9 protein-coding genes are annotated in these 14966 nt (G+C 66.6%); all 9 read right to left on the bottom strand.

Going from position 1 to position 14966, the window contains the following annotated elements; translation table 11 throughout:
• Positions 1-210: 210 nt before the first annotated feature.
• A complete protein-coding gene (locus QWL29_RS04440; protein WP_305821677.1) occupies positions 211-3000 on the bottom strand; it encodes a M16 family metallopeptidase in 2790 nt (929 codons plus the stop codon).
• A gap of 69 nt (positions 3001-3069) precedes the next feature.
• Positions 3070-4638: a tetratricopeptide repeat protein gene (locus tag QWL29_RS04445; protein ID WP_305821678.1), complete on the bottom strand. Its 1569-nt coding sequence runs from the start codon at positions 4636-4638 to the stop codon at positions 3070-3072.
• 21 nt (positions 4639-4659) lie between these two features.
• Complete coding sequence (locus tag QWL29_RS04450) at positions 4660-6888, bottom strand: EAL domain-containing response regulator (protein ID WP_305821679.1); 2229 nt, start codon at positions 6886-6888, stop codon at positions 4660-4662.
• A gap of 39 nt (positions 6889-6927) precedes the next feature.
• A complete protein-coding gene (locus QWL29_RS04455) occupies positions 6928-9081 on the bottom strand; it encodes an HDOD domain-containing protein (RefSeq protein WP_305821680.1) in 2154 nt (717 codons plus the stop codon).
• 276 nt (positions 9082-9357) lie between these two features.
• Positions 9358-10638 carry a multidrug effflux MFS transporter gene (locus QWL29_RS04460; protein WP_305821681.1) on the bottom strand — a complete coding sequence of 427 codons (1281 nt, stop codon included), beginning with the start codon at positions 10636-10638 and terminating at the stop codon, positions 9358-9360.
• Positions 10639-10645: 7 nt separating this feature from the next.
• Positions 10646-11863, bottom strand: a complete 1218-nt coding sequence (locus QWL29_RS04465) for a THUMP domain-containing class I SAM-dependent RNA methyltransferase (protein WP_305821682.1) — start codon at positions 11861-11863, stop codon at positions 10646-10648.
• 193 nt (positions 11864-12056) lie between these two features.
• On the bottom strand, positions 12057-12482 hold the full coding sequence (locus QWL29_RS04470) for a CopD family protein (protein WP_305821683.1): 426 nt from the start codon (positions 12480-12482) through the stop codon (positions 12057-12059).
• Positions 12483-12503: 21 nt separating this feature from the next.
• Complete coding sequence (locus QWL29_RS04475) at positions 12504-13769, bottom strand: glutamate-5-semialdehyde dehydrogenase (protein ID WP_305821684.1); 1266 nt, start codon at positions 13767-13769, stop codon at positions 12504-12506.
• Between the two features lie 173 nt (positions 13770-13942).
• Positions 13943-14956 carry a DNA polymerase III subunit delta gene (holA, locus tag QWL29_RS04480; RefSeq protein WP_305821685.1) on the bottom strand — a complete coding sequence of 338 codons (1014 nt, stop codon included), beginning with the start codon at positions 14954-14956 and terminating at the stop codon, positions 13943-13945.
• Positions 14957-14966: the final 10 nt, after the last annotated feature.

Genomic DNA, 14966 nt, shown 5'->3' on the forward strand with positions numbered 1-14966 from the left:
ATGCCTTGGGATGCGTTGGCGGGGGGCAAGATTTCAATGGAAGGAAGCCATCACCATGCATCGTTACGCGTGGGCACAGGGTGCCCACGCTACGTCAACTGTGCAGGGGACCGTACGGTGGGCACTCCGTGCCCACGCGGTTACGTGCCCATCCTTGCACCCGCGGCGGCGAGGCGTCGCCCGCCACCGCCACCGCGGGCCACGACCACATCAACGCACTGGCTTGCCGTCCTGGTCCAGCACCACCACCTCGCCCCAGCCCAGCGAACGAATCCCCGCTTCCACCTTGCGCAGGTCGCCGATCACCAGCCAGGTCACTGCATCCGGCTTGACGAACTTGCCGGCCGCCTGGCCCAGCTGCGCCGGCGTCAGCGCCTTGACGTTGCGCGAATAATTCGCCCAGTAGTCTTCCGGCAGGCCCAGGTTGACGGTCGCCAGCGCCGCGCCTTCCAGCGCGTTCAGGGTGCCGAAGCGGCCGGCCAGGCGCGAGGTCATGTTGCGCATGATGCTCTCGTACTCGGCGCCGACCAGCGGACGCTCGCCCGCCACGCCCTGCACTTCCTTGCGCACTTCGCGCATCGCCTCGACCGTCTTGTCGGTCTGCACCGGCGCGATGGTGACGAAGCTGCGCTGGCCGCGCACTTCCGACAGGCGCGCGCTGGTGCCGTAGCTCCAGTGCTTGTCCAGGCGCAGGTTGCGGTTCAGGCGCGAGGTGGCAATGCCGCCGAAGTTGGTCATCACCGGCTCGATCGCCAGGTCTTCCGGCTGGCCATACGGCAGCGACAGCTGGGCCGCGACGATGGTCGACTGCGGCGCGTCCGGCTTGTCGATCAAATAGATCTTGCGTGGCGCACCAGCAGTGGACACTGAAGCGGCGCCATTCACCTGCTTGGCCGGAGCGGAACCGGCCGCCCACTTGCCGAACGAGGCTTCCAGCGCCGGCAGCAGCTTGTCCATGGTGACGTCGCCGGCCACGACCAGGGTCGCGCTGCCCGGCTTGAACCAGGTCGCGTGCCACTGTGCCAGATCGTCGCGCGTGATGCCGGCGACGCTGGCTTCATAGCCGCTGGCCGGCTTGCCGTACACGTGCTCCTGGCCGTACAGCAGACCAGGCAGGATGCGCGTCGCCAGGCTGTTCGGCTGGGCTTTTTCCTGGCCGATGCCGGCCAGGCGGCGCGATTTCTGCAGGGCGAACTGGTCTTGCGGGAAGCTCGGCGCCAGCGCGGCGTCGGCCATGATCGCCAGCGACGGCGCCAGGTTGGCGGCGGTGGCTTGCAGGCGCACCAGCGACTGGTCGAGCCCCGTGCCGGTGGACAGGGTGGCGCCCAGGTTTTCCAATGCGTCCGACAGTGCAAAGGCGTCGCGCGTCTTCGTGCCCTTGTCGAGCAGGTCCAGCGTCAGCGCGGCGGCGCCGGCTTTCGCGCTGCTGTCCGATGCGGCGCCGGCGTCGATGGCCAGGGTCGCGTTGACGATCGGCGCGCTGTGGCGCTCGACCAGGATCACTTTCAGGCCGTTCTTCAGCTGGGCGCGCTGCAGGGCCGGGAACTTGACGTCCGGCGCTTCGCCCAGGCTTGGGAGCTGCTTGCGGTCGATGGCCGATTTCGCCGCCGCCAGCTTGGCGAACGGACGCACGGTCATCGTGTAGTGATTCGCGCGCAGCCAGCGCCCGCCGGCGGCTTTCACTTCGGCCGGGGTGGTGTTCGCCAGCTGCTCCAGGCGGTCCAGGTAGGCTTCCGGCGTGCCGCCGTAGGTCATGCTTTCGGCCAGCACGTCCGAGCGGCCGCCCATGCCGCCCAGGCGTTCGACGCTGCGCGAGAAGTCGGCCAGGGTACTGGTCTTCACGCGCGCCAGTTCGGCGGCGCTCGGTCCCTTGTCCAGCAGCTCGGCGACGATGGCGTCGACTTCGCGTTCCACCAGCAGCGGGTCGACGCCCGGCTTCACGGTGACCACCAGGTTGAAGGTGCCGCCCAGTTCGGCGTCGTTCAGGTAGGCGCTGACATTGGTGGCCATGCCCTTGTCGTAGACCAGGCGCTTGTCCAGGCGCGCGCTCTTCGAGCCGGCCAGCACGCCGCTCAGCAGCGACAGACGCGCGGTGTCGGCATCCTTCCAGGCGGCGGCATGCCAGCTGCGGTAGACACGCACCTGCGGCACGTGGTCTTCCATCTCGTCGCGGATGTTGCGGTCCAGGGTCGGAATCCATGCTTCCAGGCGCGGCAGCGGCGGGCCCGGCGGAATCGCGCCGAAGTATTTATTTACCAGTTCCAGCGCGCGTTCCGGCGTGATGTCGCCGGCCAGCGAGATCACCGCGTTGTTCGGGCCGTAATAGGTGCGGTACCACTCCTTGATGTCGTCCAGCGAGGCGGCCTGCAGGTCTTCCATGTAGCCGATGGTCGACCACGAGTAGGGGTGCGAGTACGGGTACATCTTGGCGCTCACTTCCATGCGCACGCGGCCATATGGCTGGTTCTCGCCCTGGCGCTTCTCGTTCTGCACCACGCCGCGCTCGCGCTCGAGCATCTCCTTCGAGATGTAGTTGCCGAGGAAGCCCATGCGGTCCGATTCCAGGAACAGGGTGCGCTCCAGCGCCGACACCGGCACGTCTTCGAAGAAGTTGGTGCGGTCGGTATTCGTGGTGCCGTTGCGGTTGTTCGCGCCGAGGTCGTCCATCGCCTCGCGGAAGCCGTGCGGGTAGTTCTCGGAGCCGTTGAAGAAGAAGTGCTCGAACAGGTGGGCGAAGCCGGTCTTGCCGCGCTTCTCGTTGCGCGAACCGACGTGGTACCACATGTTCACGCCGACCACCGGCACGCTGTGGTCTTCATGCACGATCAGGGTCAGGCCGTTCTGCAGCACGAACTTTTTATGGTTGATGTTGTAGGCGGCGCGGTCGAAGGGCGCGGCCTTGGCGGCAGGTGCGGACGATGCGGCGGCGGATGCAGGTGCGGCGTGCAGCGCGCTGCCGGCAAAGGCCAGCGCCAGCGCGCCGAGTAGCTTCTTGTTCATGTGTCTCCGGGAACGGTGGTGTGTTGTGGGCGGTATTCTAATGCCCGGTGCATCAGATGTGCGGGGTTTCTATGCGCCTTCGGTCAGCACCTGGGCTTGCGCCAGCTGCAGCGGCGCCATGCGCGCCGCGAGGCGTTTCTGGTAGGGCGTGGCGGCCGCGATGCCGCCGCGCGCCGCGCGGTGCAGCCAGCCATAGGCCGCAACCGGGTCGCGCTGCGTGCCCTGCCCCGCCGCCGCCATCACGCCGAGGTTGAACTGGGCGCGTGCATGGCCCTGGCGCGCGGCGCACAGGTACCAGAAGTGGGCGGCCTCGTAGTCGCGCTCGACGCCGTGGGCGCTGTCGTAGCGCAGCGCCAGCGCGAACTGGGCCAGCGCATGCCCCCCCTCGGCGGCCTTGCGGTACCACTCGGCCGCTTCGCGCGGGTCGCCCCGGTCTTCGCGCTCGAGCAGGGCGCCGACCATGTGCTGGGCCGGCGCATAGCCTTGCGCGGCGGCGCGCCGGTACCAGTCGAGCGCGCGCGCCGTATCCTGCGGCACGCCGTTGCCGGCTTCGCAGCGCAGGCCGAGGTCGAACTGGGCGCGCAGGTGGCCCTGCTCGGCGGCCTGCTTGAACCAGGCAGCCGCCTGCTCCGGGTCGCGTTCCATGCCCTGGCCCGCATCGAACAACTGGCCGAGGTGGTATTGCGCCGCCGGCAGGCCCTGTTCGGCCGCCTTGCGGTACCAGTGCGCGGCCAGGCCGGCGTCGCGCGCCACGCCCTGGCCGTGCTCGTAGCGCAGGCCGAGGTTGTCCTGGGCGCCGGCGTGGCCGCCCTCGGCCGCGCGCCGGTACCACTTCAGCGCCGCTTCCTCGTCGCGCGGCACGCCATGGCCGCTGTCGTGGACCAGGGCCAGGTTGAACTGGGAACTCAGGTGATCCTGCTCGGCCGCGCGCGTGTACCAGTGCACCGCCTGGGCGCTGTCCTGGTCCACGTCCTGGCCCTTGTCGTAGCGCAGGCCGAGGTTGAACTGGGCCGGCGCATGGCCCTGGTCCGCGGCGCGGCGCATCCAGGCCAGCGCCTGGGCCGGGTCGCGCACTGCCCCTTGCCCGCTGTCGTAACGCAGCGCCAGCGCGAACTGGGCGCGTGCATAGCCGCCTTCGGCCGCGCGCCGGTACCACATCGACGCTGCCTCCTGGTCCTGGGCGATGCCCTTGCCGCCCTCGTACATCAGGCCGAGGTTGTGCTGGGCGCCGGCGTCGCCCTGCTCCGCAGCCTGGCGGAACCAGTGCAGCGCCTGGTGCACGTCGACGGCCGTTCCCAGCCCCTTCGCATGCAGCCAGCCCAGGTTGTACTGGGCCGGCGCGTAACCCTGCTCGGCCGCGCAGCCATACCAGTACAGCGCCTGCGCGTGGTCCTGGGCCACGCCCTGGCCCTTCTGGTACATCACGCCGAGGTTGTACTGGGCCTGTTCCAGCCCCGCGGCGGCGGCTCTGCGGTACCAGGACACGGCCAGGTCGTAGTCCTGGGGCACGCCCTGGCCGTTCACGTACATGAAGCCCAGGCTGTGCTGGGCGCTGGCGACGCCGCGCTCGGCCAGCCCCTTCACGCGCAGGAATTCAGCCGTGTGGCGTTCCTGGGCGGGGGCGGTGGCGGAATCCATCGGTGGAGTCTGGGTCCCGGATCAGGCCAGGCCGGCGCGCGCGGCAATGGACCCTGCCGGCGCACCCTGCGCGCGCAGCACGCCGATGAAATTCGACAGCGAGATCGGGCGGTAGAACAGGTAGCCCTGCATGGTCTCGCAGCCGTTCGCCTTCAGGTAGTTCGACTGGACTTCGGTCTCGACGCCTTCGGCGATCAGGTGCAGCCCGAGGCCGCGCGCAATCGAGATGATCGCCAGGATCACCGGGTAGTGCCCGTTCTCGTCGTGGATCTCTTTCACGAAGGACTGGTCGATCTTCATCGTGTGGATCGGGAAGCGGTGCAGGTAGGAGAGCGACGAGTAGCCGGTGCCGAAGTCGTCGATCGCCACCGACACGCCCAGCTGGCACAGCTTGTGCAGCTGCTCGATCGCGTACTGCGGATTGCGGATGCAGATGTTTTCGGTGATCTCGACCTCGATCTGGCTCGGCGAAATCCCGTAGCGCACCAGGGCGCCGCGCATCTTCTCGAAGAAGTCGCCGCGGTCCAGGTATTGCGGCGACAGGTTCAGCGACAGCCGCACTTCCTGGCCGCTGGCCAGGTTCCACTGCAGCATGTCGCGGCACAGGGCGCCGATCATCCAGTCCGAGATCGGCAGCATCAGGCCGTTGTCCTCGGCGAACGGCAGGAACTCGCCGGCCGACAGCAAGCCGCGGGTCGGATGGTTCCAGCGCATCAGCGCCTCGGCGCCGACGATGCGGCCATTCACTGCGTCGAGCTGTGGCTGGTAATACATCTCCAGCTCGTTGTGCTCGAGCGCGCGGCGCAGCGCGTGTTCGAGCGCGATCTTCTGGTGCGACACGTCGAGCATCGAGTCGTGGTAGAAGCTGTGGCCGTTCTTGCCCAGGGCCTTCACCTGGTACATGGCGATGTCGGCATGGCGCAGCAGCTCGTCGATCGATTCGCCGTCGCCCGGATAGATGGCGATGCCGATCGAAGCCGAGATGTGGACTTCGTGGCCATCGAGGTCGAAGGGACGGTGCAGGCTTTCCAGGAATTTGTCGGCCACCATGCGCGCGTCGTCGCGGTCGCGCAGTTCCGGCAGCACGATGGTGAATTCGTCGCCGCCCTGGCGCGCCAGGGTGTCGCCCTTGCGCAGGCATTCCTTCAAACGCACGGCAGCCTGCTGCAGCAGTTCGTCGCCCTTCACGTGGCCGAGCGTGTCGTTGACCAGCTTGAAGCGGTCCAGGTCGATGAACATCACCGCCAATTCGGTCTGCTTGCGCTTGGCCTGGATCACGGCCAGGCCCAGGCGGTCCTTGAACAGGATGCGGTTCGGCAGGTCGGTCAGGATGTCGTGGTAGGCCTGGTAGGAGATCACCTCCTCGGCGCGCTTGCGGTCGGTGATGTCGCGCGCCACGCCATAGGTGCCGAAGAACTCGAGCTTCTTCACGTCCTGGTCGGGCACGTGCATGCCGATCGAATTCAGCGAGATCGTCATCAGGGTATTGTTGAAGGTGCGGTCGCCGGCGTTACTGCGCGCGCCGCGGCACTTCAGGCGCAGCTCGACGTTGCGCGAGGCGCGCTCGTCGACGCGGCGCTCGTTGAACACGTAGCGCGCGCGTTCCAGGTCTTCGTCGTGCACCAGGATCGAGTAATGCTTGCCGATCAGTTCATCGCGCGAGAACCCCAATAACTGGTAAGCGCGGTCGTTCACGAAAGTGAAGCGGCCTTCGTGGTTCAGCGTATAGATGATGTCCGGCGAACTGTCGACCAGGTAGCGGTACATCTTCTCCGAGTTTTCCAGCTGGTTGGCGATGTGCGCATTCATGGTCGCCAGGCGCCGCTGCTCCAGCGCATTCCCGACCGTCTTCAGCAGCTCTTCCCGGGCGTAGGGCTTGCGCAGGTAATCGTAGGCGCCGCGCTTGAGGGCGCCGATGGCCGCGTCGATGCCGACTTCGCCGCTCATCACGATCACGTCGGCGTCGATGCCGCGCGCGTTGATGAAGTCCATGATCTCGTGGCCGCCGATGTCGGGCAGGCGCAAATCGAGCAGCACCAGGTCGAAGCGCAACGACGACAAATGGGCAATCGCTTCGCTGCCGGAGCTGGCGGTGGTCAGGTGGTAGCCGCGGTCGCGCAGCAGTTCGTAGAGCGAAGCGAGCAGGCGCGGCTCGTCGTCCACCAGCAGCAGGCGCGGTTCGGGGTGGACTTCTGCGCCCGTTTCAACGTTGGCACCTGAGCCAACCTGGCCCTCCACAACCTGGAACATGGCTGAACTTGCGCTGGCTGAGTACACGTTGGTCTTACCTTATACAGAACCCAGCACGCGCACGGGCAGGGCCGGCGCTGCGCTGGCGCCGGACCACGCCGGCAGCAGGATTTCGAATGCGGTGCCGGTGCGGCCGCTGCGGCAGGCGATGTGGCCGTTCAGCTTCTTCACCAGGCCATGCACGATCGACAGGCCGATGCCGCGGTGGGCGCCGTCCTTGGTGCTCTTCACGGGCGCGAACAGGTTCGCCATCACCTCGGGCGCCAGGCCCGGGCCGGTGTCGGACACGCTCAGTTCCAGGTACAGGCGGCGCTCGCGGTGCACGTGGCCGCGGTTCGCGATCTCGATGCGCCCGCCGCCGCTGCCGGCCAGGGCCTCGACCGCATTCTTGACCAGGTTCACCAGGATCTGCTTGAGGGTGTCGGCGTCGCCTTCGACCAGGCGCGCATCGTCGTGCAGCGCGGTGCCGATCTGTACACTGCCCGGTACGAACTGGCCGGCGCGGAACAGGCGCACCACGTCCTCGGCTACCTTCACCGCGTCGGTGGCGCGCGGGCCGGTCTCGAGCGGCTTGATGTCGGCGAGCGTGCCGATCAGCTGGCCGACGCGGTCGATCTCCTCGTTCAGCACCGACATCTCGCCCGCCACCGGCTCGTGGCGTTCGAGCTTGCTGTCGAGGACACTCAGGTAGTTCTTGATGATCGACAGCGGGTTGTTCACTTCGTGCAGCACGCGGCGCGAGGCTTCGCGGTATTCCTCGGCCACGCTGGCCACCTGGCGCCGCGCATTCTGGCGTTCCTGCAGCGCGCTTTCCAGCGCCGTCGCGGCCTGGGTGCCGAAGGATTGCAGGAAGCGCTCGCGCTTCTGGCAGGCCGCCAGCTGCCAGGATGCCACGCCGCCCACCAGCACGCCCAGGCAGCGCGCGCCGGACACCAGCGGCAGGCAGACCAGGCCCTCGGTGCCGAGCATGCGCAGCAGCTGTTCCTCGGGCAGGCCGAGGGCGTCGCCGCCGCGCTGCAAATAGGCCGGGCGGCGCGCCAGCGCGGCTGCGGCAATCGGCCCGCCCTTGGCCAGCGGGATCGCGAATTCGGCGATGCGCGCGGTGGCGATGCCGGGAGCGCCCACCAGCAGCTGGCCGGTCGGGTTCTCGAGCAGGATCACGGTGTTGTCGAAGTCGAACAGGATGCGCGCGGTGCGCGTCATCGACTCGAGCAGCGCGCTCTCCCCTTCCTGGCGCGCAAAGGCCTGGCCGACTTCGGACACCAGCACCAGGTTGCGCACCTCTTCCGACAGGCGCTGCTGGACCGGGTCGACGACAGGCGGCGCATAGGCCGGCGGCGCCGGGATATCGTCCGCTCCCGTCAAGTCGATGCCGAGGTGGACGGCGGCCTTGTCGACCTGGCGCGCGCTGGCGGCCAGCATCTCGGCGACCTCGTCCTGCGCCAGTCCGCACAGCAGCGCGCCTTCGGCCAGGGCCGCGTCGTCTTCCGGGTGACAGGCCATCAGGTGCGCCAGGCGCACGATGCGGATCAGGGGATGGGCCGATTCCAGGCGTTCGCTCGACTCGTGGTGGTACAGCACGGCGTCGGCCAGGAAGGAATCGAGCTCCCAGCGCTCGACCAGCCAGGCGCCGGCTTCGGCGTGGGTGATCTGCAGGGTGCGCTGCTCGACCGCGCACAGGTCTTCGTCGTCGCGCGCGGTGAAGTTGAAGCCGTATTCCTTGGGCGCGGTGGCGAGCAGGGCCAGGCGCCCGACGTTGTGCAGCAGCCCGGCAAGATAGGCTTCTTCCAGGTGCGGATAGTCCATGCGGCGCGCCACGTCGCGCGCGATCACGGCCGCGGACAGCGAATTCTTCCAGAAGGCGCGCAGGTCGGTGCTGCCCGAATGGGGGAAGTTGTTGAAGGTCTGGAAGACGGAATCGCCGATGACCAGGGTCTTGATCATGTCGGTGCCGAGTGCCACCAGCGCCTGCTCCAGGTTGGCCGCGCGGTTGCCGCGGTGGTAGGCCGAGCTGTTGGCCACCGCGAGCAGCTTGCCGGTGATGCCGGCATCCTTGGCAATCAGGGCGGCCAGTTCCTGCATGCCGAGGTCGTCGGCCTGCAAGTGCCCGAGCAGCTTGACGAGAATTTGCGGCATCGCCGGCAGCCTGGCAACAAGCAGGCGATTGCGAATATCCTGGTCTGGTTGGTGCATGGTCTCGCTCGAGGACGCCACTAAGGTTTGAAGGTGGCGCTCCATCCCTGAGCTACCACGACATGACATTTAAGTACTGTTGAAACCGGATGTTATTTTTATTGCCACTTCGCACAAAATAAGCGTCTTAGCATATATACATTTCTGATCAGGAACAATACTTTCTGTTAAAAGCATGAGCTTTTACGTGAGGATTTGTATATTCAAGACAATTTTATTGTGCATATAGAAATATTGTCCGGGCAGCCTTATCGAATAAGGCTGCCCTCGGATGCCTTACCCGGCATTCCGTGCCTTGATGCGCCGGTACTGGCGCGAGACCATCCAGCATGCCAGCGCCGCCAGGGCAAAGCCGGCCTGGCCGAGCGCCAGCGCCAGCACCGAATGCGACAGCGCCGGCGCGATCAGCCCGGCGACGATCGCGCCCAGCAGGGTCGACACGAAGGACTGGCAGGATGCCACGGTGCCGCGGATATGCGGAAACAGGTCCAGCGCCAGCAATGTCGCGCCGGGCGCGATGATCGAGCTGCCAAAAGTAAAGAAGAACATCGGCAGCACTGTCCAGGGCAGCGCCGGCGGCAGGAACAGGTGGTAGCCCACGTTGAACGCCACCGCCGCCAGCATGAAGGCGAAGCCGGCCCAGATCTGGTACGAGAAGCTCTTCTTGCCGGCCATGCGGTTGGCAGCCATCGACCCGAGGAAGATCCCGCTCACGGTGGGCACGAACAGCCAGGCAAAGCCCGACGGCCCCAGGTGCAGCTGCTCGGGCAGCATCACCGGCGAGGCCGTGATGTACAGGAACAGCCCGGCGAAATTCAGCGCCGTGATCCCGGCCTTCATGAGGAACAGGAAGGAGCCGAAGATGGCGCTGTAGCTGCCCGCCAGGAAGCGCGGATTGAAGGGCTGGCGTTTTTCCTTGGGCACGGTTTCCGGCAGGTGCTGCCAGCACATCCAGCCCAGGAAGACCGTGAACACGCACAGCGCCAGGAAGATCGCACGCCAGCCGAGCAGGATCACGATCCAGCCGCCCAGCACCGGCGCCACCGCCGGCGCGATCGAGAAGATCATCGTCACCATCGACAGCAGGCGCGCCGCCGCCGTATCCGAATACAGGTCGCGGATGATGGCGCGCCCCACCACCACGCCCGCCCCCGCCGAGATGCCCTGCATGATGCGGAACACCCACAGGTAATGCACCGAGGACGCCGCCGCGCAGCCGAAGGTGCCGATGGCGAACACCACCAGCGACACCAGGATCACGTTGCGCCGCCCAAAGGCGTCCGACAGCGCGCCATGCCACAGCACCATGCCGGCAAAGGCCAGCATGTAGGCGGTCAGGGTCTGCTGCACTTCCAGCGCGGAAGCGTGCAGGTTGGCCTGGATCTGCGGGAAGGCCGGCAGATAGGCATCGATCGAGAACGGGCCCAGCATCGACAACCCGGCCAGCAACGTGGCCAGGCCGCCGGCGGTCAGCAGCGTGATCTTGTGCGGTTCCGGCAGCGGAACCGGGATCACCGGGTCCTTGGGCAGTTCGTCGGGTTCGGTGGGTGGCAGCATGGTCTACTTAATTTGCGGTCGGTTCCTGCTTCGGTTTGGCTTCTTCGCGGCGGTTGTAGCCGGCCACCATATCGAAGCGGAACAGGCGGCATTCGAGGGCGCCGTTGAAGAACGGGGTCTTGCGTGCTTCCTTCAGGCGCAGCAGCTTGGGCAGCGACAAATCGGCCGTGAACAGGAACACGGTCCAGCCGGCGAAGCGCTGCTTGAGCGTGGTGCCGAGCGCGGAATAAAAGGAGACGGCCATCTCGTCCTGCGGCACCGTCGAGTCGCCGCGCACGCCGATCCGCTCGCCGTACGGCGGGTTGGTCAGCAGGATGCCCGGACCCTCGACCGGCGGCGACACGTGCTGGGCTTCGATCTGTTTCAGCGGCACGGCGAACAGCACGCCGGCAATTTTGAGGTTATGGCGGGTCATGGCGACCATGTCGCCCGAGATGTCGGAGCCGAAGATGCTTGGTTCGCTCGGCAATGGATTGGCCTTGATCGCAGCCTTCATGTCTTGCCAGGCGTTGCGGTCGAAGTCGGCGAACTTTTCAAAGGCGAAGCGGCGGCGTGCGCCGGGCGGGATGCCCTGCACCATCTGCGCAGCTTCGACCAGGATCGTGCCCGAACCGCACATCGGGTCAAACAGCGGCGTGCCCGGCTTCCAGCCCGACACGCGCAGCATGCCGGCCGCCAGGTTTTCGCGCAGCGGCGCGTCGCCGGTTTCCTCGCGCCAGCCGCGCTTGAACAGCGCCTCGCCCGAAGTGTCGAGGTAGATGATGAAGTTGCGCGCGTCGAGGAAGCCGACGATGCGCATGTCGGGCTCGCGCGTGTCGACCGACGGACGCTTGTTGAACTGGTCGCGGAAGCGGTCGCAGATCGCGTCCTTGATCTTCAGGGTCGTGAATTCCAGGCTTTTGAGCGGGGACTTGACGGCGGTGACATCGACGCGGATCGTGTGGTCGACACTGAACCAGTCTTCCCAGGGCTGCTCGAGCACCAGGTCGTAGATGTCGTTTTCGTTGTTGTAGCTGCGCTGGCCCATGCGCATCAGCACCCGCGAAGCGATGCGCGAGTGCAGGTTGACGCGGTAGGAGTCGACCAGGGTGCCGGAGCAGTGCACGCCGCCAGGAACCTGGTTGTGGACCTTCAGCGTAGTGCTGTGCTGTTGGGCGATCTCAAGAAGTTCTTCGGCAAGCGCCGCTTCCATGCCGCGTGGGCAGGGGCAAAAATAGGAGGTCATGGGGTACCCTTTGTCCGTTGGTGTTGAAAAAATAATGTGGCTGGAAGCGCCGGTCGCTTGCAGCCACGATGGTGTTTCGATGTTGTTATTGCGCGGTGGTGGGTTCGAGAACCCACGCGGTCAACGCACGTATGACATGGCGCGAACGCCCATCAACGCGCGAATCCGCCGCGCGGATGACCGTCCGTAAAAATTAAAACGGCTTCACGACCACCAGGATCACGATCAGCAGCAGCAGGATCACCGGCACTTCATTAAACCAGCGGAACCACGTATGGCTGCGCTTGTTCACGCCGGCCTCGAATTTCTTCAGGATCGAACCACACGCATGATGGTAGCCGATCGCCAGGACCACCAGCGCCAGTTTCGCGTGCAGCCAACCGCCGCCCTTGATGCCGGCCTCCATCCACAGCCACAACAGCCACAGGCCCAGCAGCAGCGCCGGGACGGCCAGCATGGTGGTGAAGCGGAACAGGCGGCGCGCCATCAGCAGCAGGCGCGCGGTGGCGACGTTGTTGGTTTCCTGGGCCAGGTTCACGTAGATGCGCGGCAGGTAGAACAGGCCGGCGAACCAGGAGGCGATGAAGACGATGTGGAAGGCTTTGATCCAGAGGTACATGCGGTTCCTTGTGTGAGTTTTTTAGCTGCGTACTTCGCCGTGGCCGAACACGACGTACTTCAACGAGGTCAGCCCCTCGAGCCCGACCGGGCCGCGCGCGTGCAGCTTGTCGTTCGAGATGCCGATCTCGGCGCCCAGGCCATACTCGAAGCCGTCGGCAAAGCGGGTCGAGGCGTTCACCATCACCGAGGCCGAATCGACCTCGCGCAGGAAACGCAGCGCGGCGCTGTAGTCCTCGGTGACGATGGCTTCGGTGTGCTTCGACGAATAGCGGTCGATGTGGTCCATCGCTTCCTCGATGCCGGCCACGACCTTCACGGCCAGGATCGGGGCCAGGTATTCGGTGCGCCAGTCTTCTTCCACCGCCTCGGCGAGATACGGATAGCCGGCCAGGATGGCGCGGGCCTCTTCATCGGCGCGCAGCTCGACTTCCTTCGTCTGGTAGAGCGCAGCCAGCTGCGGCAGCACGGCCGGCGCAATCGCGCGCGACACCAGCAGGGTTTCCATCGTGTTGCAGGTGCCGTAGCGGTGGCACTTGGCATTGAAGGCCACCGGCAGCGCCTTGGCAAGATCGGCCTTGTCGTCGATGTAGACGTGGCAGATGCCGTCCAGGTGCTTGATCATCGGCACCGTGGCTTCCTCGATCAGGCGCGCGATCAGGCCCTTGCCGCCGCGCGGCACGATCACGTCGACGTACTGCGGCATGGTGATCAAGGCGCCGACGGCGGCGCGGTCGATGGTGTCCACCACCTGCACGGCGTCCAGCGGCAGGCCAGCCTTTTCCAGGCCTTCGGTCACCAGTTTCGCCAGCGCGCGGTTGCAGTGGATGGCTTCCGAGCCGCCGCGCAGGATCGCCGCATTGCCGCTCTTGATGCACAGGCCCGCCGCATCCACCGTCACGTTCGGACGCGCCTCATAGATGATGCCGATGACGCCCAGCGGCACGCGCATCTGGCCCACCTGGATGCCGCTCGGGCGCGACTTCATGTTCGAGATCTCGCCGATCGGATCGGGCAGCGCGGCGATCTGGCGCAGGCCGTCGACCATGGTGGCAATCGCCGCGGGCGGCAGCGCCAGGCGGTCGAGCAGCGCCGGGGCCAGGCCGCTGGCGCGGGCGGCGTCGAGGTCGAGCTGGTTCGCGGCGGACAGCGCGGCGGCCTCGCGTTCGATGGCCTCGGCGATCAGGAGCAGCGCGCGGTTGCGCGTCGCCCCATCGGCGCGCGCCATCGCCCGCGCCGCGGCCCGGGCATTGCGGCCCAGCGTGTGCATGTAGTCGGTGATGTCCATCGTGTTGGTTCCCGTGTACGTTCAAACAGCAGGTGATGTGGTGGTAATGTCAAAACAGTAGGGTGGGCGCCCCGTGCCCACGCGTAACGCGTGCGTCGTGTTGGCGTGGATGAGGCCGCGTATGTTCATCGTTCACGCGTGGGCACAGGAGCGCCCACCCTACGAACTTGACGTTACCTGGCCACCCGCAACGCCAACTGCAGCATCGCATCCCACGCATCCCCCGCAAACGCCCTGGCCCGCAACCCCTTGACCATCTTGTCCACCTGCGCCGCATCCTGCAGCGCCGCTTCCAGGGTCGCCAGCGACACGCGCCGCAGCGCCGGCTCCATCATCCGCTCGCGCGGCCCCCAGATCCGGTATTCCTTCAGCAGCGCCCCGAGCGGCCGCCCCTGCGCCATCCCGGACTTCAATTTTAGCAGCGTGCGGATTTCCTCGGACACCGCCCACAGCACCAGCGGCAGCGCCTCGCCTTCTCCCTTCAGCCCGTCGAGCATGCGCGCCAGGCGCGCCGCATCTCCGCTCAACATGGCCTCCGACAGCTTGAACACGTCATAGCGCGCCACATTCAGCACCGCGTCGTGCACCTGCTCGAAACTCAGCTTGCCCGGCTCGTGCAGCAATCCGAGCTTCTGGATTTCCTGGTGCGCCGCCAGCAAATTACCCTCCACGCGGTCGGCGATGAAGTCCAGGCTCTGGCGGTCCGCGCTCTGCCCTTGCGCACTCAAACGCATGCCGATCCAGCCCGGCAGCGCCGCCCGCTCGATGTTCGGGATGTCGATGTACACGGCCACCTGCTGCAGCGTCGTCACCCACGCGGCCTTGGCCGTCTGCCAGTCCAGCTTGGGCAGCGTGATCAGCGTCAGGTTGTCGGGGCTGAGATCCTTGGCGTAGGCCTGCAGCGCAGCGCTGCCGTCCTTGCCCGGTTTACCGCCCGGGATGCGCAACTCGATCAGCTTCTTGTCGCCGAACAGCGACAAGGCCTGGTTCGCCGCCAGCAGCTCGCCCCATTTGAAGGTGCGCTCCACCGTCAGCACGTCGCGCTCGGTATGGCCGGCCGCGCGCGCGGCGCGGCGGATCTTGTCGGCGGCCTCCAGCGCGAGCAGGTGCTCGTCGCTGGTGATCACGTACAGCGGCGCCAGGCCTTTCGACAGATGGCCTTCGAGCGCCTCAAGCCGCAATTGCATCGTACTGTCC

Origin of the sequence: Massilia brevitalea, assembly GCF_030711405.1 — a bacterium.
In the GTDB taxonomy this organism is placed as follows: Bacteria; Pseudomonadota; Gammaproteobacteria; order Burkholderiales; family Burkholderiaceae_D; genus Telluria; species Telluria brevitalea.